Source organism: Plantibacter flavus (genome assembly GCF_900177615.1).
GTDB classification, from domain to species: domain Bacteria; phylum Actinomycetota; class Actinomycetes; order Actinomycetales; family Microbacteriaceae; genus Plantibacter; species Plantibacter flavus.
The window spans coordinates 419,815-441,560 of sequence record NZ_FXAP01000003.1 but is presented as its reverse complement, the minus strand read 5'-3'; the positions used below and the strand labels follow the sequence as shown (position 1 = coordinate 441,560).

Below are 21,746 nucleotides of genomic sequence, written 5' to 3'. Positions count from 1 at the left end.
GAGCTGGAATCGCCAGCGCCACTCGCAGATGCCGTCCCATCGTTACCAGGACCTGTACTCGCGGGTGGACGTCCCCCTCCTCGACCGCAGCTGGCCGTCGAGGCGCCTGACCGAGGCGCCGCTCTGGGTGCCGGTGGACCTGCGCGACGGGAATCAGGCCCTCGCCGAGCCCATGGACCCCGAGCGGAAGCGGGCCTTCTTCGAGCTGATGGTCACCATGGGGTACAAGGAGATCGAGGTCGGCTACCCGTCCGCCTCGCAGACCGACTACGACTTCGTCCGCCTGATCGCCGAGACCGACATCGCTCCCGAGGACGTCACGATCGTCGTCTTCACACCCGCCCGTCGTGACCTGATCGAGCGCACCGTCGAGTCGATCCGCGGGATCCGCAACCCGGTCGTCATCCATCTGTACACCGCGACGGCGCCGCTCTGGAGGGAGGTCGTCCTCGGACACGACCGCGACTCGCTCCGCGCGCTCATCCTCGCCGGCGGCTCCGACGTCCTCGAGTTCGCGGGCGACCTCGACGGGGTGCGGTTCGAATTCTCCCCGGAGGTCTTCAACCTGACGGAGCCGGACTACGCCCTCGAACTCTGCGACGCCATGACGACCCTGTGGGACGCCTCGCCGGACCGCCCGGTGATCCTCAACCTGCCCGCGACCGTCGAAGCGGCGAGCCCGAACGTCTACGCGGACCAGATCGAGTACATGCACCGGAACCTCGACCGCCGCGAGGCCGTCATCCTGTCGGTCCACCCGCACAACGACCGCGGCACGGGAATCGCGTGTGCCGAGCTCGCTGTCCTCGCAGGCGCCCAACGTGTCGAAGGGTGCATCTTCGGCAACGGCGAGCGGACCGGCAACGTCGACCTCGCGACCCTTGCGCTCAACCTGCACGCGCAGGGCGTCGACCCGATGATCGACTTCTCCGACATCGACCACATCCGTCGGGTCGTCGAGCACAGCAACCGCATCGAGATCCACCCGCGCCACCCCTACGTCGGCGACCTCGTCCACACCGCGTTCTCGGGGACGCACCAGGATGCGATCAAGAAGGGCTTCGCCGAACACCGGGCACGGGCCGAGGCCACCGGCAGCCGTCCGGAGGACCTCCCGTGGCGGGTGCCCTACCTGCCGGTCGACCCCGCGGACCTCGGTCGGAGCTACGAGGCGGTCATCCGGGTGAACTCGCAGTCGGGCAAGGGCGGCATCGCCTACCTGCTCGAACGCGACTACGGCATCGAGATGCCCCGTCGTCTCCAGGTGGACTTCTCGCGTCGCGTCCAGCTGCAGGCGGACGAGACCGGTCGCGAACTGGACGCCGAGGCGTTGCTCGCGGCGTTCGAGCGCAGCTACCTGTCGGCGACGCCGTCTCGGGTCGAGCTGCTCGAGGTCGATGTGGCGACGACCGGCGAGACCTCGCGGACGACGATCGGTCTCCGGATCGACGGCGACCGCCATGAGGCCACCTTCGCCGACGTCGGTCCGGTCGAGGCGGCGACCCGTCTCCTCGCCGACCACGGCGTCCACGTCGAGATCGTCTCCCTGCATCAGACCTCGCTCAGTGCCGGAAGCGGCGCCGAGGCGTTGACCCTGCTGGAGATCCGCCGTGGCGCCGAGACGGTGTGGGCAGCCGGGCGCCACCGCTCCGTGCTCGAGGCGTCGGTCCGCGCCGTCGTCAACGCTGCGAGCCGGTAGGCGCCCTGCCCTACGCTGGGAGGCTGAGGGCGTCGAGGGGATCTGGATCAGTGGAACTGCGGTGGCTGACGGCGCCCGAACACGAGGTCGCCGCGGCGATGGCGGACGAGCGTCGTTCTGGCCGGTCCAAATGGGCGCCCACCGGGCGGAGCGTGCTCTTCCACCTCTACTTCAGCCTCGTCCTCTGGTACCTCGCGATCGCCCTCGTCTCGGTCGGCGTCAGCGTCGACGAGTATCACGACCGTCGCGTCGAGGCCGATGACGTCGTCGGCCTGATCGTCGCCATGCTCGTCCTCATCGGGCTGCTCGTCGGTGCGTGGCTCCTGTACCGCTGGTCGCGACGTCCGCCGTCCCCGAAGGCGCGCCTCGCCGAATGGCGGCGCCACCTGACCGCGGTGGCCAACGGCTTCGAGGAGGAGCCGAAAGGACGGGCGATGTTCTCCTCGCTCATCACCACGACGGGGAAGTACAACAACGCCTTCATCACCGTGCCGGGACCACAGGTGCAGTCCCACCCGCGGTTCGTCGGCGACCGGGTCGAGTTCGGCAACCTGGTCGACGACGTCAAGCGGTCGCGGGACTGGCACTACCTGACCGTGCGGCTGCCGGCCCCGCTCCCGCACCTCCTGCTCGACGCGACGACGAACGACACCGTCCGCAGCGACCTGCCGCCGGGCCTCGACCGGGGTCTGCGCATCTCACTCGAGGGCGACTTCGACCGCTGGTTCCGCGTCTACGCACCGTCCGGGTACGGGACGGACGCGCGGTACGTGCTGACCCCCGACGTGATGTCGTCGCTCGTCAGCACCGCGGCGTACTACAACGTGGAGATGGTCGACGATCGGGTCGTCTTCTTCAGTAAGCCGGCCGCCGACTTCGCCTACGCCGCCCCCTGGGTCGCCATCGATGCGATCCTCACCGACCTCGTGCCGCGGCTCATCACGAGGGCCGAGCGGTACCGTGACGAACGGGTTGCGGGACAGGACGCCGAGAGCGTCCTCGAAGCGGCGCGGGACGCCATGGAGGCCGAGCAGGTCTGGACCCGGAAGGAGACGGTCGTCGGCGAGGAGGGGCGTCGCCTCACGGTGCGGGCGCGCTTCCATGCGATCTGGGTGGCCGTCGGTGCGGTCAGTTGGCTCGTCACCCGCACGCTGCTCTACTTCATCCCCGCCGCCTTCGCCTTCGCGGGGTTCATGTCCGTGGTGGACGGGCGCTAGCCGCGACTGAGTCGCCCGAATCTGCTGGGATCCACGCCAATTTTGGACAGATCCGGGCGACTCAGCGGGCAGGGTCGCGGAACATCCGACGACGCATTCGCGTTCGCATCGGTGTGACCCTCACCGCGACCCCTCCAGCGTCGACGATCGACACCTTCGATCGCGCGCTCGCGAGCCTCGAGTGGACGATCCACGGCACCGACCGCGACCGCCTCGCCGCGGGTGTCCCGCTGCGACGCGCTCACACGGCGTCGGGCTTCGTCTACCTCTCCAGTGGACGCGTCCGCCTCACCGCCGCCGACGGCACCCGCGACCTCGACGCCGGCGACCTCGTCTTCTTCCCCCGCGCCCACACCACGACGGTGGTCGCGCTCGAGGACGCCGAGCTCCTCGACGTCGCCTTCACTCCGCCGGGTCAGCGCCAACAGGTGGCGGAGACGCTGCCCGAGCACCTGTACGTCGCCGACTTCGCCGGGCAGGAGCCGTCCATGGTGGCGCTCATCGAGGGCATGGGCTGCCCGCAGGCGGTTGGGCGTCCGCGGGCGGGCGACACCGTCATCTGCAGTCGCATCGCGACGACGATCGTGTCGGCCGCGCTCCGCACGTGGAACGAGGCCGGCTGCGCGCCGGATCGCTGGCTGCAGCGCATCGGCGACCCGCACATCGGTGCGGTCCTCGATGCCCTGCACGCCGAACCGGGGCGCCCGTGGACCTTCGAGACGCTCGCCCGCATCGCCATGATGTCGCGGTCGGCGTTCGCCGAGCGGTTCCGCGAGGTCGTCGGGCACACCCCGCGCGCCTACCTCACGACCGTTCGCATGGAGACGGCCAAGGGGCTCATCCTCACGGGCGACGCGTCCGTGGCCGAGCTCGCCGGCGCACTCGGCTACGTGTCGGAAGACGGCTTCGCGCGCGCCTTCCAGCGGTACACCGGCCTGACGCCGGCCCGCTGGCGTGCCGAGGCGGCGCAGGCCGCGTAGGTGGGGCGGCGCGGACCGCACCCGGGAGACATCCGGGCCGGCTCTGGTCACTCCCGTCGACGCGCTCGCAAATCGCGTCGACGCAGGTGTCGACGCACGCAGATCGCACCGCACACGACGAGAGCACCAGCGCCGAGTACGGCCGTGACCGCCCAGAGGTTCCAGGAGATGAAGGTGTTCATGGCGCTCCTTCGTAGCGTGCTCGAATATCACACTCTAGCGGGGCCGTTCCGTTCTCGCAGCGGGTGTGCGATCGTGCTCCCGCCGTGCCACCACGTCACCGCGCGGTGCGTGCCGACCCGAAGACGATGCCACCGACGATCGCGGAGATCGCCGCGACCGTGAGCGCCGGGACGATGCCGACCGCGTCGACGAGCAGTCCACCCGCTCCGGCACCGACGGTGATCGCGAGCTGGAACCCCGCGACGACGAGTCCGCCACCGGACTCCATGCGGTCCGGGACGAGGCGACCCATCCACGTGCTCAGGGTCGTGAGCCAGGCGCCGAAGCCCATGCCCCAGGTGGTGATCGCGATGGTCACGATCCAGGGCTGCCCCGGGAACAGGGTCACGAGCGCGATCGAGATGCCGATGAAGGCTGGGACGACGTAGCGCAGGGCCGCCAGGTGGCGGTCGACGAGGAGCCCGATCACGAAGTTGCCGACCACGCCGCCGAGGCCGAACGCCGCGAGGAGGACGGCCACACCGGCCGCGTCGAGGTCCGGCACCCGCTCGATCGCGAGCCGGATGTAGGTGAAGGCGATGAAGTGGCCGAGGACGGTCAGGATGTGCCCCGTGAGGCCGACGCGGATGCCCGGGACCCGGAGCGTGTCGACGAGCGACCGCAGACCGCCGCTCGACGGTGCCGGCGCGACGGGCGGGAGAACGAGCCGCAGTGCGACGGCCACCACCGCGGTGATGACCGCGACACCGGCGAAGATGAGGCGCCAGTCCATGACCGAACCGAGGTAGGTGCCGACCGGGACGCCGGCGACCGTCGCGACGGTGGTGCCGGTGTTCACGAGCATGATCGCCCGACCGAGGTGGTGCGGCGCGGACAGGCGGGCGGCGATCGCGATCGACATCGCCCAGAACGCGCCGAGCGCCGCACCGAGCAGGAGTCGGGCGATGAGCAGCATCACGAAGTCGGCGGAGATCGCGACGAGCGCGCTCGACACCGCGGCGGCCGCTGCGAGCAGGACGAGCAGGAGGCGACGGTCGAGCCGCGGGACGAGGATGCCGATCGTCGGCGCGGTGAGGAAGCCGATGAAGGCGGTCGCCGTGACGGCCTGGCCGGCCTGGCCCTCGGTGATCCCGAGCGACGCGGCCATCGACGGCAGCAGGCTCGGCGGCAGGAACTCGGCGAGCACGAGCACGAAGCTCGTCGCCATCATGACGGCGACGGCCGCCCAGGCGGTCCGCGTGCGTGGGGCGTCGGACAAGGCCGCGTTCGTGGTGGGGACCGAGCCCGTTCGTGGTGCGTCGAGCTTCTCGTCTGTCGTCATGCTCTCAGCTTGCCGGAGCCGTGACCCCTCCACCCGACGCCCAGTCCGCCCGATCCGACCGTCCGTCCACCCCGGCACCCGTCCCGGCGTCGCTGAGTCGCCCATTCCTGCACGAAAGTCACGGATATTCGTGCAGATTCGGGCAAGTCAGCGGACCTTCCTGGCAGATCGGTGAACACCGCGTCAACAAGTTGCACTGAGTGCATCGGTGCACGTAGTGTACCCACGTGTCCACCACCGCCCCCGCCGAGGATCGACGCGCCGCCCTCCGCGCGCGCCACCATCGCGCGATCCTCGACGCCGCCCGCGTCATGATCGCGGAGCAGGGCATCGCCGGGTTCAACGTCGACGTCATCGCCGAGCACGCCGACGTCTCGCGCCGCACGGTGTTCAACCACTTCTCCTCGATCGACGACCTCGTCACCACCTCCTGCACCGAGGAGCTGGCCGTCGTGATCGAGAGCTTCCGGTCCGCCGTCAACGCACGACCGGCAGGCCCCGGGTCGCGCGTCTCGATGTTCGAGGACGTCGCCGCGGCACTCCGCACGACCGACATCCCCCGCGTCATCGCCTTCCTCTGGAACGCGCTCGGCGGCTTCGCACCCGACGACTCGCGCCCGCAGCAGCTCTTCCAGGCCACCTTCTCCCGCACCACCCAGGAGCTCGCCCACGAACTGGCCGAGCGCAACACCGACGTCGACGAACTCGAAGCCGGCTTCCTGGTGTCCTCCCTCATGCACGGCGTCGAAGTCCTCGCCCATCACTGGATCGCGAGTACCGGCGCCACCACGGACGATGAAGCCCGTGCCCTCTGGACCGACCTGCTGGAACGGCTCATCGCGAGCGTCCGCACCGGCTACGCGTCCACGCACTGATCCGCTTCCCGCTCCGTCCCCGCACACGTCACCAGCACCACCTTCCGAAGAATCGAGACTCCCTTGGCTGAACTGCTGTATCGCCTCGGACGCTTCTCCGCGCGTCGCGCGTGGGCCGTCCTCATCTCCTGGATCGTGATCCTCGGCATCTCGGTCGGTGCGTTCCTCGCCTTCGGTGGCACCCTCTCGAGCGCCGTCACCATCCCGGGCACACCGACCGCGAAGGTCACCGACCAGCTCGAGGAGTCGTTCCCGAGCGCCTCCGGCGGCACCGGGGCGATGGTGTTCCACACCAAGGACGGCGACGCCTTCACCGACGATCAGAAGACCGCGATCGGCGAGCTGCTCGACGAGACGGCCGACCTGAAGGGCGTCGACACCACGGTCAACCCCTTCGAGACGCAGGAGACGATCGCCGACCAGGCGAAGCAGATCTCCGACGGCAAGACGCAGATCGACGACGGCCGCACCCAGCTGACCGACGGCCAGACGCAGCTCGACGCCGGACAGCAGCAGCTGACCGACGCCCAGACCCAGCTGAGCGCCGCGCTCGCCCAGGCACAGCAGGCCGCCGGCGGCACGCTCCCGGCCGCCGCACAGGCCCAGTTCGACGCGCAGCAGACCGCGCTCACGCAGCAGCAGACCGCGCTCGACGCCCAGCAGGCCACCATCACCGAGAACCTCGCGAAGCTCGACGAGCAGAGCACGAAGCTCGAGCTCTCCTCCCAGCTCCTCGACCTCTCTTCGGGCATCCGCACCGTCTCGACCGACGACACCACCGCGGTCGCAAACGTCGTCTTCGACAAGCGTCAGCAGGAGGTCACGCCGGAGACCAAGCAGTCGGTCATCGACCAGGTGAAGGAGGACGTCCCGTCGGGCGTCGAGGTCGAGTTCTCGAACGAGCTCGCGCAGAGCCTGCCGCAGCTGTTCGGCGTGGGCGAGGCGATCGGCCTCATCATCGCGGCGATCACGCTGCTCGTCATGCTCGGCACGGTCATCGCCGCATCGCTCCCGCTCGTCTCGGCGATCGTCGGCGTCGGTGTCGGCGTCACCGCGTCGCTCTCGCTCTCGGGCGTCGTCGACATGCTCTCGATCACGCCGGTGCTCGGCGTCATGCTCGGGCTCGCGGTCGGCATCGACTACTCGCTGTTCATCCTCAACCGGCACCGCAAGCAGCTGCTCGCGGGCGTGGAACTGCACGAGTCCATCGGCCTCGCGAACGGCACCTCGGGGAACGCGGTCGTCTTCGCCGGATCGACCGTCCTCGTCGCCCTGCTGGCGCTCAACGTCACGGGGATCCCGTTCCTCGGCCTGATGGGCACCGTCGGCGCGATCTGCGTCGCCGTCGCGATCCTGCTCGCGGTCACCTTGACGCCCGCCCTGCTGTCGCTGCTCGGCCTCCGCATCCTCAGCCGGAAGGCACGCGGCAGCATCGGCACGCCGCGCCCGGACGCCGTCCCCACCAAGCCCATGGGCACGCTGCGGGCCGTCGGCACGCTCGTCGCCGGACTCGTCGTGCTCGGCGTCGTCGCGATCCCCGCGCTCGACATGCGCCTCGGCCTGCCGGACGGCAGCTCGGAGGCCGTCGACTCGACGCAGTACCAGTCCTACACGCTCATCGAGGACAAGTTCGGTGCCGGCGTCAACGGCCCGCTGCTCGTCGTCGCGACGCTGCCCGACGCCGCCACCGACGAGGAGGTCCTCGAGGAGCAGGTGCGGATCGGCCAGGAGATCGCCGACCAGGACGACGTGAAGGCCGTCGCGCCGGTGGGTGCCTCGGACGACAACTCCGTGCTCGCCTTCCAGGTGATCCCGAAGGAGGGCCCGAACGCGGTCTCCACGGAGCAGCTCGTCCGCGACCTGCGCGACCTCTCGCCGCTGTCGGGTGACGTCGAGCTCGGCGTGGCCGGCAGCGCGAGCGGCAACATCGACGTCTCGAAGCAGCTGTCCGACGCGCTCCCGCTCTACCTGGCGCTCGTGGTCGGCCTGTCGCTGATCATCATGATCCTCGTGTTCCGCTCGATCCTCGTGCCGCTCACGGCGACGCTCGGCTTCATGCTGTCGCTCGCGGCCACGTTCGGTGGCATCACGGCGATCTTCCAGTGGGGCTGGCTCGGCCCGGTGTTCGGCGTGCACGACCCGGGGCCCATCCTGAGCTTCCTGCCGACGATCCTCATCGGCATCCTCTTCGGGCTCGCGATGGACTACCAGCTGTTCCTCGTGTCGGGCATGCGCGAGGCGTTCGCCCACGGTGCCCCGGCGCGCCTGGCGGTCCAGCGCGGGCTGCACGCCGGCCGGACGGTCGTCGTGGCGGCGGCGATCATCATGATCTCGGTCTTCGGCGGGTTCATCTTCTCCCACTCGGCGATGATCCGGTCGATCGGGTTCGGTCTGGCGTTCGGTGTGCTCGTCGACGCGTTCGTCGTCCGCATGCTCCTCATCCCGGCGGTCATGCACCTGCTCGGGAAGAGCGCCTGGTGGATCCCGAAGTGGCTCGACCGCATCCTGCCGAACGTCGACGTCGAGGGTGCCGCGCTCGAGCGCAGCCACCCGGCGCATCACGTCGAGGCCGGCGACACGGGTTCGGTCGCGACGGCCCCGTCGAGCGGCGAGCCGAGGAACGCGGTCGACGGCGCGGAGACGGCGGCCCTCGGTGCCGGCGTGACCGCGGGGACGGCCGCACACGTGGCCGCGCCGTCGAGTGAGCTGACCCGCCGGGAGGCGGCGGCCGCGGCCGAGCGGACGCACCCGGCGCACGTGCTCACGACCGACCCCGACCCGGCCGACCAGCAGGTCTCCCGGGTGGAGCCCGGGCTCGACGTCATCGTGCACCCGGCGACCGCCGGCGTGCAGCGCGTGGCCGTCGGTGCCTACGTCATCGCGGTCGACGCCGACAACGGCACCGCGGTCGTCGAGCCGCCCGTCGGCGGCGTCGTGGTCGTCCGCGCGCCGAGGTAGCGCGGTCTGCCCGGTCGTTGGGTGGGCTGCTCGGTCCCCGAGCGGCCCCCTCGGTCCCTGAGTGGCGCCCTCGGTCCCCGAGCGGCCCCCTCACTCCCTGAGTGGCCCCTCGCTCCCTGAGTGGCCCCCTCACTCCCTGAGTGGCCCCCTCGGTCCCTGAGTGGCCCCCTCGGTCCCTGAGTGGCCCCCTCACTCCCTGAGTGGCCCCCTCGGTCCCTGAGCTTGTCGAAGGGCGGGGTTCGTCCGGGTGCATTTCGACAGGCTCAATGACCGTGTCTCGGTTCGATGACCGGGCTCGGCTCAATGACCGGGACTACTCGGTCCCTGAGCTTGTCGAAGGGCGGGTTGGTCCGCGTTGCATTTCGACAGGCTCAATGACCGGGGTGGGGAGGCGGCCGGTGGTCGCCTCTCCGCTACGGCTGCAGGCGGTCCACGATCCAGCCGCCGTCGGCCGCGAGGTAGCGGAGCCGCCGGTGCATGCGGTCGCGGCTGGCGTGCCAGAACTCGACCATGTCGGGGACGAGCCGGAACCCGACCCACGTGGCCGGCCGGGGGACGTCGTCGCCCTCGCGCTCGAGCAACGCGTTCGCCTGTGCGATGAGGGCGTCGAGGGTCTCCTCCGGGCCGTCGCGGAACGGCGTCGACTGGTGGGCGACCGCCGTCGCCGCTCGTGACTTGGGTGAGCGGTCGGCGAACAATGCGTCGGACTCCTCGTCGCTCAACTGCTCGACGCGGCCCTCGAAGCGGAGCTGCTGCATCGTCTCGCGCCAGTACACCTGGAGAGCGGCGCTCGGGTTCTCGGCGAGCTGCCCGCCCTTGCGGCTCTCGGTCGAGGAGCCGAAGATCAGGCCGCGATCGTCGAGCGTCTTCACGTCGACGGTGCGCGCGCTGACGACACCGACGGAGGTGGCGGTCGCGAGGGTCATCGACCGGGGTTCGCTGACGTCCCGCTCGATCGCTGCGGCGAGCCACTGCTGAGCAAGCAGCATGGGTTCGGCGGGCGGGGTGTCGAACTCGGGCAGCTTCAGGGTGTCGTCTCCGGAGAGGGGTTCGGCGCTCATGTCGCGAGCCTACCCGTGTGCTGAGTTGAGGCATCTCGTCGCCTGGCGGGCTGCGGGGCGACGAGCTGCCTCACCTCAGAGGCTTGGGCGCTCGGCACAGCTCGGGCGGGAACGCTGGGTCCGGGGCACATGGTGATCGCCCGCGGCGCGGGCTAGCCTCGGAACGCCCGCCAGGGAGCACGTTCGAGGAGAGTGAGCACCGCATGCCGTACACCGACACCGACGACGTCTCGATCTACTACGAGGTGGAGGGCGACCCCGCCGGCCCGGTGATCGTGCTCATCGCGGGCGGCGGCGCGCAGCTGCTCACCTGGCGCGATCCGTTCCGGGCCATGCTCGTGGACGAAGGCTTCCGCGTCGTGCGGTTCGACAACCGCGACGTCGGTTTCTCGCAGCGGTTCGGTGGGGAGACCGACCTCGACGGCGGGTACTCGCTCGGCGACATGGGCGACGACGTCCTGCGGGTGCTCGACCACCTCGGGGTCGAGCAGGCGCACCTCGTCGGGCACTCGATGGGCGGGATGATGGCGCAGATGGTCGCGCTCGACCACCCGGAGCGCGTGCTGAGCCTCGGCCTGCTGTCCACGATCCCCGGACAGGACCCGCGCTACATCCTGCACGGCGAGCGGCCCGAGCTGCTCCTCGCGCCCGTGCGGTACACCCGGGAGGAGTCCGTCGCCGCGATGGCGGAGCTCGCCGCACCCGTGCCCGGCGCGCGCTACCAGCCGGACACGGCCTGGGAGGTGTGGGCGACGGGCGAGGCCTACGACCGCGGCTACGCGCCGGAGGGCTTCAGTCGGCAGTGGGCGGCGCTCCTGCGTGCACCCGAGCGACTCGAGCGGTTGCGCGACGTGACCGTGCCGACCCTCGTCCTGCACGGTCGTGAGGACGACGTCCTGCACTGGTCCTCCGCCGTGGACATCGCCCAGGCGATGCCGGCGGCCGAGCTCCACATCCTCCCCGGTATGGGCCACCTCATCCCAGCCGAGCTCTGGCCGACGCTCGCCGCCGGCATCGTCCGGGTGGCGAGGAGCGCTGAGTCCCAGGGCTGACCGGGCGCTGCTCGGCTACGGCATGCCGATGAGGCGCACCCGGCAGGCGAGTTCCGCGGCGAAGCGGACGTCCGGGTCGGCGAGATCGAGTTCGAGCGACTGCTCGATGCGCCGGATCCGATAGTTCACCGCGTTCGGATGCAGGTTCAGCTCGGCCCCGGCACGCGCCAGCGAGTTCCGATGGCTGAGGTAGGACAGGAGCGTCCGCACCGAGATCGTGGCCCGCTCCGGCCCGAGGGCGTCGAGCGGCGAGAGGATGTCGTCGAGGAGCGTCCGACTGAGCGGTGAGGCGTAGAAGTCGAGGAGCACCCGCCGGAGCCCGGTGACGTCCGTCGCCTCCATGGTGCCGAAGCGACCACCCGCGATGGCGGCCTCAGCCGCGACCCGCGCCTCGGTCGCCGACTGCCGGAGCCCCGCCGCCCCACTCTGCGGTGTCCCGAGCCCGACGGTGAACGTCCACTCCGGACCCGCGATCGTCGAGGCGTGCGCGACGATCCGCTCCATCACGTCGCGCAGTCGCCGCTGGTGGTCGGGTGCGCCGAGCTCCTCCGAGGAGATGACGACGATCTCGTCGCGCCGCATCGCGAGGTGCCATTGCTCCTCGCGCTGGTCGACGAGTTGCAGTGCGAAGAGCTCGACGGAGGGTGCGAGGACCGTGGGCGCCCGGCGGTCGGGGTCGCTCGCATGCTTCGGGGTCAGCCACGCCACCGCGTGCGACAGCTGCAGCGGCAGGCCGGCGCGGACCGCGTCCATCGCGAAGCCGTCGATGCGGGACGACTCGGCGAAGATCAGCTCGATGATGAGTTCCGCCCGCGAGCGAACCGAACCGAACCGTCCGTGCAACTCCCGTTGCAGGGCGCGCGAGAGGACGGAGGCGATGACCGGGAGGGCGATCGCCGCGGCCGGGTCGTCACGCTCGGCATGGACCCGGCCGATCGGGATCTCACCGATGCACACCGCGTCGGGTTCGAGCCAGCTGGCGCTCGCGTCCTCGACGAGCGTGACCGGCACCCCGAGCGTCGTGCTGGCGACCTCGAGGATCGCCTCCCGCACGCCGACGCCCGATGCCTGCTCCGCTTCGGCCGCGGACGCGCTGATCACCCGTTGGATCGCGAACTCGGCGCGCGACATCGCCTCCTCGGCACCACCGCGGATCGTGCGGTCCATGAGCACGGCGAGGTCGGAGGCGATGCCCTCGCTCATGATGACCGGCAGGCCGCCGCGATCGGCGAGGGCCCGCGAGGTCTCAGCGACGGGGAAGGCACCGACGAACACGAGCCCGGCGCAGCCCGCGGCGATGGCCCTGCGGATGGCGATGTCGACCTGGTACGGCCTCGGGACGGCGCCGTCGGAGGTCGTCACGATGGCGATGGAGTGCTCGGTCGCGTCGTTCAGCTCGTCGAGCGCGAGGATCTCGACGCCGGTGACCGGGACGCCGGCAGGGGCGCCGGCGACGCAGCGTGCACCGAGATGCTCGGCTTGGAGGATGACGTCGGCGACGGTGACTTGGGCCATGAGCACATTCTGCCCCGATTGTGTGGTCCAGGGGAACATTGTCGTGGTTCCCCACCCTGCCTACGCTCGGTACATGTCAACGAACCACCCCGCTGCACGCTCCGCAGCGTCGGCCACGCCGATCACCAGCATCACCCTGGCCGACGTGCCGGCGCTCGCCGCAGGATGCGCCATCTTCGGCACCGGCGGCGGCGGCGCGGTGCAGACCCCGCAGCTCGGCGTCGAGATCGCCCTGGAGCAGTTCGGCCCGGTCCCCGTCAAACAGGTCGCCGACCTCGACGCGGACGACGTGGTCGTCGCCATGTCCGGCATCGGCGCGCCCTCCGTGGGCTTCGAGATGCTCGGTGCCAGCGGCCAGGCCGAGATCATCGTCGAGGAGATCGAGCGTCTCACGGGCAAGCGCATCACCACGATCATGGCGACGGAGATCGGCGGCAGCAACGGCGTCGGCCCCGTCGGCTGGGCCGCGAGCCTCGGCCTCAGCATCCTCGACGCCGACGGCATGGGACGCGCCTTCCCGGAAGCGCCGATGACCGCGATGAACGTCGCGAACCTCCCGCCCGGGTACGCGGTCCTGAGCGACGTGATCGGCAACGTCTCGATCCTGCGACCGGTCAGCCTCGCCTGGCTCGAGCGCCACGCCCGCGCCCTCACCGTGGCGAGCGGCGCGATCTCGATCGGCGCCAACTACGTCATGGACCGCGACACCGTCCGCGGAGCGGTCATCGAGGGCAGCGTCAGCCGTGCCGTGCAGGTCGGGCGCCGGCTCCTCACCGCCACCGACCCCGTCGGTGCGCTCACGGACGAACTCGGGGCGTCCCTCATCACGGGCGGCAAGGTCGTCGACATCGAGCGCCGCACCGAGGGTGGCTTCACCCGCGGCTCCGTCACGGTCGAGGGGATCGGCGAGCACCGCGGTCGCCTCACCCGCGTGGAGATCCAGAACGAGAACCTCGTCGTCATGGAGGACGGAGCGGTCATCGTCAGCGTCCCCGACCTCGTCACGATCGTCGACTCCGAGACGGGCGACGCGATCTCCACCGAGATGCTGCGCTTCGGGCAGCGCGTGAGCGTCCTCGCCTGGGCGTGCGATCCGCTGTGGCGCACCGAGCGCGGACTCGAACTCGCGGGCCCGCGCGCGTTCGGCTACGACCTCGACTACGAGCCCTTCGGCGTGAGCGCCGACGAGACCATTGGAGCGACCCGATGAGCGCCGGCACCAGCACCGTCACCGACACCTCGGGCGAACTCGCGATCGGCATCGACGTCGGCGGGACCAACACCGACGCCGTCGCGCTCTCAGGCACGGGCGAGGTCGTCTCGTGGACGAAGCAGCCCACCACCCGCGACGTCACGGGCGGCATCCGGGCGGCGCTCGCCGAGGTGCTCGACCAGCTCGGCGACGACCGGGGCCTCGTCACCCGCGTCATGCTCGGCACCACCCACGCGACCAACGCGATCGTCAACCGTCGCGACCTCGGACGCGTCGTCGTCATCCGGCTGGGCTCGCCCGCCGCCACCTCGCTCCCGCCGCTCGCCGGCTGGCCGCGGGAACTGCGCGACGTCGTCCTCGCGGGGAGCATCCTCGCGGGCGGTGGCCATCTCGTCGACGGCTACCCGATCGCCCCGCTCGACCGCGACCTCATCCGCCGGGAGCTCGACGCCCTGGCCGGCACCTTCGACGCGGTCGCCGTCTGCGGCATCTTCAGCCCGTCGTTCCCCGAGCAGGAGCTCGAGGTCGAGGCGCTCGTCCAGGACCACGTCGGGGTCGACATCCCGGTGTCGCTCAGCCACGAGATCGGCGCGCTCGGGTTGTTGGAGCGCGAGAACGCGACCGTCCTGAACGCCTCCCTGTACGCCGTCGCCCGCGACGTCACGAACGCGCTCACGACCGTCGTCGCCGAGGAGCGACTCGACGCGACGACCTACTTCGCCCAGAACGACGGCACGCTCATGGCCGTCGAGTACGCGGCGCGCTACCCCGTGCTGACGATCGGTTCCGGGCCGGCGAACTCCATCCGCGGCGCCGCCTTCCTCTCTGGCGCCGACAACGCGATCATCATCGACGTCGGCGGCACGACGAGCGACCTCGGTGTGCTCGTCGACCGGTTCCCCCGCGAGTCGACCCTGCCCCGCGAGGTCGGTGGTGTGCGGACGAACTTCCGCATGCCCGACATCCTGAGTGTCGGCCTCGGCGGCGGCACGATCGTCGACACCGCGACCGGTGTCCCGCGGCACGACTCGGTCGGCTACCGGCTCACCGAGGAGGCGCTGCTGTTCGGCGGCACCACCCCGACCCTCACCGACGCCGCCTCGCTCCAGTTCGGCATCGCCGACCGCGAGCTGCCGCCCCTCGACCGCGCGACCCGCCAGGCACTCGAGCACGCGCTCGGCGTCGCCCACGAACGCATCGAGTCCGCCGTCGAGCGCATGTCGCTCGGCCGCACCGGCCTCCCGCTCGTCGTCGTCGGTGGCGGCGGATTCCTCGTCCCGGACGCCGTCCTCGGCGCGAGCGAGGTCCTGCGCCCGGCGCGCGGCAACGTCGCCAACGCCGTGGGCGCGGCCATCGCGCTCGCCGGTGGGCGCTCCGATCAGCTCTGCGACTTCGCCGACCGCGCAGCCGCCATCGAGGAGGCAGGACGCTCCGCGATCGAGAAGGCGATCCAGGCCGGCGCAGACCCGCGCTCGGTCGAGATCGTCGACGTGCTCGAGACCCCCGTCTCGTACGCGACCCGCCCCACCCTGAAGGTCTCCGTGAAGGCGGCGGGTCCGCTCGCCCGCATCGGAACGGCGACCCGACAGCGCATCTGACGCACCACAGCACCAGCACAGCTCTCCACCAGCACCAGCACCAACACGGCACCTCACCCCATCTGATCCGGCCACCCGCGCACCACGGCCACCCGAGTACGAAGGATCCAGCATGAACAGCAAGCGGAAAGTCGCGGCGGCACTCGCCACCGCGGCCCTCACCGCGGTGGCCCTCACCGCGTGCACCTCCTCGCAATCCTCCGATTCCTCCGGCGAGTACGTCTCCGGCGGCACCTTCGTCACCGCGATGAGCGGCGACCCCGGCAGCCTCGTCCCCATGACGGGGATCAGCCTCGAGGCCCGCGAGATCATCAGCTTCCACTACGAGTCGCTCGTGTACGTCAACGCCGACGGCGAGCTCCTGCCCTGGCTGGCCGAGAGCTGGGAGGAGGACGCCACCTCCACCTCCATCACCTACACGCTCAAGGACGGCATCACCTGCGCCGACGGCACCCCGTTCACCGCGGAGACCGCCGCGGCGAACATCACCTACAACGCCGACCCGGCCAACGCGACCTTCTACTACGGCGCGCAGGTCTCCGAGCGGATGACCGCGACCGCCGACGGCAACCAGCTCACCGTCACGAGCTCGACGCCCGACCCGTTCATCCTCGCCAACACCGGCACCGTCGAGATGGTCTGCCAGGCCGGCCTCGACGACCCGGACTCCCTCGTCGAGACGATGAACGGCACCGGCCTCTTCACCCTCGACAAGGCCACCCCCGGCTCCAGCTACACCTTCACGAAGCGCGACGACTACACCTGGGGTCCCGAGGACGTCACGAGCGACACCAAGGGCCTGCCGGACACCTTCGAGGTCCGCGTCGTCACCGACCCCGGGACCGCGGCGAACCTGCTGCTCTCCGGTGACGTGAACGCCGCGAGCATCGGCGGCGCCGACCAGGACCGCGTCGAGGCCGCCGGTCTCGGCAGCGAGGGCGTGCGCAACCCGATCGGCGAGATGCTCTTCAACGAGCGTCCTGAGCGCCCCACCTCCGACCCGCTCGTCCGCGAGGCCCTCGTCACCGCGATCGACCGCGAGCAGGTCGGTGAGGTCGTCACCGACGGCACCGCCGAGGAGTCCAAGTCGCTCGTCGTGAAGAGCCCGTACCTCTGCGTCGCCGACGGCCCGCAGTGGACGCTCCCCGAGACGGACGTCGAGAAGTCCGGCGAACTGCTCGACGAGGCGGGCTGGACGCTCGGTTCCGACGGCAAGCGCTCGAAGGACGGTGAGCCGCTGACGATCAAGTTCATCTACGACGCGGCCACCCCGAGCCACGCGGCAGCGGCCGAGCTCGTACAGCAGACCTGGGACGAGCTGGGCGTCACGACGGAGCTCTCGGGCAACGACGCGAACGCCTGGTCCGAGCAGCTGTTCTCGACCTTCGACTGGGACACCGGCTTCGTGCAGATCGCTCCGGGCGGACCGGTCATCGTGAACACCTTCTTCGGTGGCGAGACCCCGGACAAGGGCGGCAACAACTTCATGTTCGTCGACAACCCGGAGTACGACGCACTCGCCGAGCAGGCCAAGACGGCCAGCCCCGATGAGACCTGCGACCTCTGGCAGCAGGCCGAGGCGAAGCTCATCGAGCGGACGGACGTGTTCCCGATCGCCGACGCGCAGGACTTCATGTACCTGAACGGCGCCGAGGTCGAGCGGCCGAACTTCATCCGCCCGACGAGCATCCGGATGGTCGGCTGATCATGGCGATCCCCTCGACCGTGACCACCGGGCAGGCCACCGACCCGGCCACGGGCCCCGGCGGCCCGGCGGTCGCGCGTCGAGGGGGTCGTGGCGTCCTCGGCGGACTCTCCCCGCGGACCTCGTTCATCCTCCGACGACTCGGCCGGGTGCTCGTCTCCCTCGCCATCGTCATCGTCGCGACGTTCCTGATCGTGCAGCTCGTGCCGGGCGACCCGGTGCGGGCTGCGCTCGGGAACAGCGCGACGCCGGAACTCGTCGAGCGGACGCGCGCCGACCTCGGCCTGAACGTGCCGGTGCCGGAGCAGTTCGTCAATTACGTCAGCGGGCTGTTCCGCGGCGACTTCGGGACGGCGATCGGGTCGCAGCGGCCGGTCGCCGACACGATCGCGCAGCGCTTCCCGGTGACGCTCACCCTCGCGGTCGCGTCCTTCCTCCTCGCGGCGATCGGCGCCTTCCCCATCGGCGTCGCGACCGCGGTGTCCTCGCGCACCGGCCGCCGTCGCCTCGCCGACCTCGGCGTCTCGGGTCTGCTCGGCGTGTTGATCGCCATCCCGAGCCTCCTGCTCGCCGTCGGTCTCATCGCCGTGTTCAGCATCGGGCTCAAGGTGCTCCCGGCCGCCGGCTGGGGAGGCTTCGACCAGGCGATCCTGCCGGTGGTCGCCCTCGCGGTCGGTCCGATGGCGTATCTCGCCCGCATCGTGCACGTGGAGATGCTGGCCGTCCTCGAGATGCCGTACATGACCACGGCACGGAGCAAGCGCCTCCCGACGCACCTCGTCTACCTGCGGCACGCGCTGCCGAACATGGTGACCTCGACACTCACGATCGGCGGCATCATCCTCACGGGCATGGTCGCCGGCACCGTGCTCATCGAGACGGTCTTCGCCATCCCCGGTCTCGGGACGAGCATCGTGTCGTCGATCACCTCGAAGGACTACCCGATGATCCAGGGCATCGTGCTCGTGTACGCGATCCTCGTCCTCGGCCTCAACCTCCTCATCGACATCGCGCTCGCGACGATCGATCCGCGCTCCTCGATCACGGAGGGCTGAGCTCATGAGCACCCGTCCGACCACCTCCAGTCCCACCCCCTCACGCCGGTCCCCGGTGCTCGACCGCCTCCGCACCCCGCGCGGCCTGACCGGCGCGATCGGAGCGCTCCTCGTCATCGTGGTCGCGGTCGTCGGCCCGACCGTCTGGGGGTCCGCCGCCGACACGACGTCCGTGGCCGACCGCCTCGCCGGTGCGAGCCTCGCCCACCCCTTCGGCACCGACGAGCTCGGTCGCGACGTCTTCGCCCGGGTCATGGTCGCCACGCGGGTGTCCGTCCTGCTGACCCTCGGCGCCACCGCGATCTCCGTCGTCGGCGGCGTCCTGCTCGGGGCCGTCGCGACGGTCCTGCCTCGACCGCTCCGCCGACTCGTCACCGCGCTCGTCGACATCCTGCTGTCGTTCCCGTGGCTCCTGATGGCGCTGTTCTTCTCGGTGATCTGGGGTGCGAGCGCCACCGGTGCCATGCTCGCCGTCGGGTTCGCCGGGGTGCCGACCTTCGCCCGCCTCACCTACACGCTCGCGTCGTCGCTCATCGGTCGCGACTACGTGAAGGCCGCGCGGATCGCCGGAGTCGGGCAGGCGGAGGTGCTCGTCCGGCACGTCATGCCGAACATGCTCCCGCCGATGCTCGTGAACGCGGCGGTCTCCGCCTCCGGCACGCTGCTCGCCTTCGCCGGCCTGTCCTTCCTCGGTCTCGGGGTGCAGGCGCCCGAGTACGACTGGGGTCGTCTCCTCGGCCTCGGGATCGCCCGCATCTACGGCAACCCGATGGCGGCGATCGGTCCCGGCATCGCGCTCGTCGTGTGCGGCGTCATCTTCACGCAGCTCGGCGAGCTCTGGAACGAGTCGTCGAAGCGGCTCCTCGGCCTGCCAGCGCCCGCGCGCCGTCGCACCGCGGCTCCCGCGACCGGCTCGGCTGCGGCTGCGACGCCTGCCGACCAGGAGCCCGTCGTGCAGGTGCGCGACCTCCGCGTCGCCTTCCCGGACCGCGACGGCCGACTCGTCGAGCGCGTCCACGGCATCAGCCTCACGATCATGCCCGGCGAGGTCGTCGGTGTCGTCGGCGAGTCCGGATCGGGCAAGTCGGTGAGCGCGATGGCGATCGCCGCCCTCCTCGGGCCCGACTCCTCGGTGCAGGCCTCGGAGCTGAGCTTCCGCGGGATCGACATGACGGCACCGCTGACGAAGGCCGAGCGCAGCCGCCTCGGCCTCGAGCTCGCCATGGTCTTCCAGGACCCGCTCACCTCGCTCAACCCGTCGCTCACGATCGGCAAGCAGCTCCGCGAGACCGTCGAGGTCCATGAGGGACTGTCGACGGCCGAGTCCACGAAGCGTGCCGAGGCAGCGCTCGAGTCGGTGCGGATCCCGCTTCCGGCAAAGCGCCTGAAGCAGTTCCCGCACGAGCTGTCCGGCGGCATGCGGCAACGGGCCATGATCGGCATGGGGCTCATGGGACGCCCGAAGCTGCTCATCGCCGACGAGCCCACGACGGCGCTCGACGTGACGGTGCAGCGCCAGGTCCTCCGGGTGCTCCACGAGGCACAGGAGCAGACGGGTGCTGCGATCCTGCTCATCTCGCACGACATCGCCCTCGTCAGCGGGTTCTGCGACCGCATCCTCGTCATGAAGGACGGCCGCATCGTCGAGTCGCTCGACGCCGACCGCCTCCACGAGGCGCGACACCCGTACACCCGCGGGCTCATCGCCTGCGTCCCCGACATGACCTCCGACCGCACCATGCCGCTCCCGGTCATCGGTGAGTCGTTCTTGGTTCCTGAGCCTGTCGAAGGGCAGGACCCGCTTGCCGAAGGGCCCATCACCACCGAAGGACAGCGCGCATGACCGGTCTCGAGTTCTCCGGCCTCACGGTCCGCTACGGCCACGGCGCGTCCGCGCACACCGCGGTCGACGGCTTCGATCTGACGGTCCGCCCGGGCACGTCCCACGGGCTCGTGGGGGAGTCCGGCTCGGGCAAGTCGACGGTCGCCGCGGCCGCCGTCGGTCTCGTCATCCCGAGCGCCGGCGGCATCCGACTGAACGGCGCCGACATCGTCGGGCGCTCGTCCGCTGCCCGTCGTGCGCGTCGACGCGTGCAACTCGTCTTCCAAGACCCCTACTCCGCGCTCGACCCGCGCATGCCGATCGGTTTGTCGATCGCCGAGGGGTCCCGCGCGACGGGGCGCTCCTGGAGTCGCTCGGAGCAGCGGTCCCGGGTGGGCGAGCTGCTCGAGCGCGTCCACATCGACCCGGACCGCGCGAACGACCTGCCGTCGGCGTTCTCGGGTGGTCAGCGGCAGCGCATCACGATAGCCCGGGCGCTCGCGGCCGAACCGGAGGTCCTCATCGCCGACGAGATCACCTCGGCGCTAGACGTCTCGGTGCAGGGCGTCGTCCTCAACCTGCTGCGCGAGCTGCAGCGCGAGCTCGAGCTCACGGTGCTGTTCATCTCCCACAACCTCGCCGTCGTGAATTACATGTGCGACACGGTGAGCGTCATGCAGGCGGGCCGGGTCGTCGAGGCGGGCCCGACGGCCACCGTCCTGGCCGCTCCCGAGGACGCCTACACCCGTGAACTGCTGGCCTCCGTGCCCGTGATGGGCCGTCGCATGACCTGGGACGAGGAGTAGCGGCCCGGCTGCTCGGCCGGGCCGCGTACGGTCACTGAGCTCAAGTCCGCCGGTCATTGAGCTCACCTCCGCCGGTCACTGAGCTTGGCCTCCCGGTCACGGAGCTTGGCCTCCCGGTCACTGAGCTCACCTCTCCCGGTCACTGAGCTTGTCGAAGTGCACTCGGGCTGACGTCGCCCTTCGACAGGCTCAGGGACCGGGTTCGCCGGGTTGGCCTTCTTCCGGGCGCCGGGCTCACCTCTTCCGGTCACTGAGCTCACCTCTCCCGGTCACTGAGCTCACCTCTTCCGGTCACTGAGCTTGTCGAAGTGCACTCGGGCTGACGTCGCCCTTCGACAGGCTCAGGGACCGGGTTCGCCGGGTTGGCCTTCTTCCGGGCGCCGGGCTCACCTCTTCCGGTCACTGAGCTCACCTCTTCCGGTCACTGAGCTTGTCGAAGTGCACTCGGGCTGACGTCGCCCTTCGACAGGCTCAGGGACCGGGTTCGCCGGGTTGGCCTTCTTCCGGGCGCCGGGCTCACCTCTTCCGGTCACTGAGCTCACCTCTCCCGGTCACTGAGCTCACCTCTCCCGGTCACTGAGCTTGTCGAAGTGCACTCGGGCTGACGTCGCCCTTCGACAGGCTCAGGGACCGGGTTCGCCGGGTTGGCCTTCTTCCGGTCATGGACCTGCCCTTCCGGTCACTGA

Annotated in this window: 16 protein-coding genes; 12 read left to right on the top strand and 4 right to left on the bottom strand. The window is 70.6% G+C overall.

The window, feature by feature from the left end; all coding sequences use genetic code 11:
* Positions 1–28 precede the first annotated feature (28 nt).
* The 3 genes from B9Y95_RS12100 to B9Y95_RS20865 all read left to right on the top strand — a co-directional run bounded on the left by B9Y95_RS12100 (position 29) and on the right by B9Y95_RS20865 (position 3,896).
* The gene (locus tag B9Y95_RS12100) at positions 29–1,699 is read left to right on the top strand and encodes a 2-isopropylmalate synthase (RefSeq protein ID WP_085512092.1); all 1,671 of its coding nucleotides are present in this window, start codon (positions 29–31) and stop codon (positions 1,697–1,699) included.
* Between the two features lie 50 nt (positions 1,700–1,749).
* Positions 1,750–2,916 carry a hypothetical protein gene (locus B9Y95_RS12095; RefSeq protein WP_085512091.1) on the top strand — a complete coding sequence of 389 codons (1,167 nt, stop codon included), beginning with the start codon at positions 1,750–1,752 and terminating at the stop codon, positions 2,914–2,916.
* A gap of 113 nt (positions 2,917–3,029) precedes the next feature.
* Complete coding sequence (locus B9Y95_RS20865) at positions 3,030–3,896, top strand: helix-turn-helix transcriptional regulator (protein WP_200811401.1); 867 nt, start codon at positions 3,030–3,032, stop codon at positions 3,894–3,896.
* 47 nt (positions 3,897–3,943) lie between these two features.
* Here B9Y95_RS20865 and B9Y95_RS21110 read toward each other — a convergent pair whose 3' ends face one another.
* The gene (locus B9Y95_RS21110; RefSeq protein ID WP_268808559.1) at positions 3,944–4,078 is read right to left on the bottom strand and encodes a hypothetical protein; all 135 of its coding nucleotides are present in this window, start codon (positions 4,076–4,078) and stop codon (positions 3,944–3,946) included.
* Positions 4,079–4,173: 95 nt separating this feature from the next.
* The gene (locus B9Y95_RS12085) at positions 4,174–5,400 is read right to left on the bottom strand and encodes an MFS transporter (RefSeq protein WP_085512090.1); all 1,227 of its coding nucleotides are present in this window, start codon (positions 5,398–5,400) and stop codon (positions 4,174–4,176) included.
* 227 nt (positions 5,401–5,627) lie between these two features.
* On the opposite strand from B9Y95_RS12085, the gene B9Y95_RS12080 reads away from it, so the two are divergent.
* Both B9Y95_RS12080 and B9Y95_RS12075 read left to right on the top strand, forming a co-directional pair.
* On the top strand, positions 5,628–6,275 hold the full coding sequence (locus tag B9Y95_RS12080) for a TetR/AcrR family transcriptional regulator (protein ID WP_085512089.1): 648 nt from the start codon (positions 5,628–5,630) through the stop codon (positions 6,273–6,275).
* 63 nt (positions 6,276–6,338) lie between these two features.
* On the top strand, positions 6,339–9,233 hold the full coding sequence (locus B9Y95_RS12075) for an MMPL family transporter (protein ID WP_085512088.1): 2,895 nt from the start codon (positions 6,339–6,341) through the stop codon (positions 9,231–9,233).
* A 413-nt stretch (positions 9,234–9,646) separates the two neighbouring features.
* Here B9Y95_RS12075 and B9Y95_RS12070 read toward each other — a convergent pair whose 3' ends face one another.
* Entirely contained in the window at positions 9,647–10,294 is a 648-nt protein-coding gene (locus tag B9Y95_RS12070; protein WP_085512087.1) for a pyridoxal 5'-phosphate synthase, read from the bottom strand.
* Between the two features lie 203 nt (positions 10,295–10,497).
* Here B9Y95_RS12070 and B9Y95_RS12065 point away from each other — a divergent pair, with 203 nt between their 5' ends.
* Entirely contained in the window at positions 10,498–11,346 is an 849-nt protein-coding gene (locus tag B9Y95_RS12065; RefSeq protein WP_085512086.1) for an alpha/beta fold hydrolase, read from the top strand.
* Positions 11,347–11,361: 15 nt separating this feature from the next.
* Here the strand turns inward: B9Y95_RS12065 and B9Y95_RS12060 are convergent, their stop codons facing one another.
* Positions 11,362–12,861 carry a PucR family transcriptional regulator gene (locus tag B9Y95_RS12060; protein WP_085512085.1) on the bottom strand — a complete coding sequence of 500 codons (1,500 nt, stop codon included), beginning with the start codon at positions 12,859–12,861 and terminating at the stop codon, positions 11,362–11,364.
* Positions 12,862–12,934: 73 nt separating this feature from the next.
* Between B9Y95_RS12060 and B9Y95_RS12055 the strand changes: the two genes are divergently transcribed.
* The 6 genes from B9Y95_RS12055 to B9Y95_RS12030 all read left to right on the top strand — a co-directional run bounded on the left by B9Y95_RS12055 (position 12,935) and on the right by B9Y95_RS12030 (position 21,060).
* Positions 12,935–14,071, top strand: coding sequence for a DUF917 domain-containing protein (locus tag B9Y95_RS12055; protein ID WP_085512084.1), 1,137 nt, complete (start codon positions 12,935–12,937; stop codon positions 14,069–14,071).
* A complete protein-coding gene (locus B9Y95_RS12050; RefSeq protein ID WP_064296013.1) occupies positions 14,068–15,672 on the top strand; it encodes a hydantoinase/oxoprolinase N-terminal domain-containing protein in 1,605 nt (534 codons plus the stop codon). The genes B9Y95_RS12055 and B9Y95_RS12050 overlap by 4 nt, the downstream gene beginning before the upstream one ends.
* Before the next feature lie 112 nt (positions 15,673–15,784).
* Entirely contained in the window at positions 15,785–17,377 is a 1,593-nt protein-coding gene (locus tag B9Y95_RS12045; protein WP_085512083.1) for an ABC transporter substrate-binding protein, read from the top strand.
* 2 nt (positions 17,378–17,379) lie between these two features.
* Positions 17,380–18,432, top strand: a complete 1,053-nt coding sequence (locus tag B9Y95_RS12040) for an ABC transporter permease (protein WP_079001089.1) — start codon at positions 17,380–17,382, stop codon at positions 18,430–18,432.
* A gap of 4 nt (positions 18,433–18,436) precedes the next feature.
* Positions 18,437–20,275: a dipeptide/oligopeptide/nickel ABC transporter permease/ATP-binding protein gene (locus B9Y95_RS12035; RefSeq protein ID WP_085512082.1), complete on the top strand. Its 1,839-nt coding sequence runs from the start codon at positions 18,437–18,439 to the stop codon at positions 20,273–20,275.
* Complete coding sequence (locus B9Y95_RS12030) at positions 20,272–21,060, top strand: ABC transporter ATP-binding protein (protein ID WP_085512081.1); 789 nt, start codon at positions 20,272–20,274, stop codon at positions 21,058–21,060. Before B9Y95_RS12035 ends, B9Y95_RS12030 begins: the two co-directional genes overlap by 4 nt.
* Positions 21,061–21,746 lie beyond the last annotated feature (686 nt).

Coding starts and splice junctions, on each gene's coding strand:
- B9Y95_RS12100 (WP_085512092.1), top strand. CDS start 29: ATGCCGTCCCATCGTTACCAGGACCTGTACTCGCGGGTGGACGTCCCC.
- B9Y95_RS21110 (WP_268808559.1), bottom strand. CDS start 4,078: ATGAACACCTTCATCTCCTGGAACCTCTGGGCGGTCACGGCCGTACTC.
- B9Y95_RS12085 (WP_085512090.1), bottom strand. CDS start 5,400: ATGACGACAGACGAGAAGCTCGACGCACCACGAACGGGCTCGGTCCCC.
- B9Y95_RS12070 (WP_085512087.1), bottom strand. CDS start 10,294: ATGAGCGCCGAACCCCTCTCCGGAGACGACACCCTGAAGCTGCCCGAG.
- B9Y95_RS12065 (WP_085512086.1), top strand. CDS start 10,498: ATGCCGTACACCGACACCGACGACGTCTCGATCTACTACGAGGTGGAG.
- B9Y95_RS12060 (WP_085512085.1), bottom strand. CDS start 12,861: ATGGCCCAAGTCACCGTCGCCGACGTCATCCTCCAAGCCGAGCATCTC.
- B9Y95_RS12055 (WP_085512084.1), top strand. CDS start 12,935: ATGTCAACGAACCACCCCGCTGCACGCTCCGCAGCGTCGGCCACGCCG.
- B9Y95_RS12050 (WP_064296013.1), top strand. CDS start 14,068: ATGAGCGCCGGCACCAGCACCGTCACCGACACCTCGGGCGAACTCGCG.
- B9Y95_RS12045 (WP_085512083.1), top strand. CDS start 15,785: ATGAACAGCAAGCGGAAAGTCGCGGCGGCACTCGCCACCGCGGCCCTC.
- B9Y95_RS12040 (WP_079001089.1), top strand. CDS start 17,380: ATGGCGATCCCCTCGACCGTGACCACCGGGCAGGCCACCGACCCGGCC.
- B9Y95_RS12035 (WP_085512082.1), top strand. CDS start 18,437: ATGAGCACCCGTCCGACCACCTCCAGTCCCACCCCCTCACGCCGGTCC.
- B9Y95_RS12030 (WP_085512081.1), top strand. CDS start 20,272: ATGACCGGTCTCGAGTTCTCCGGCCTCACGGTCCGCTACGGCCACGGC.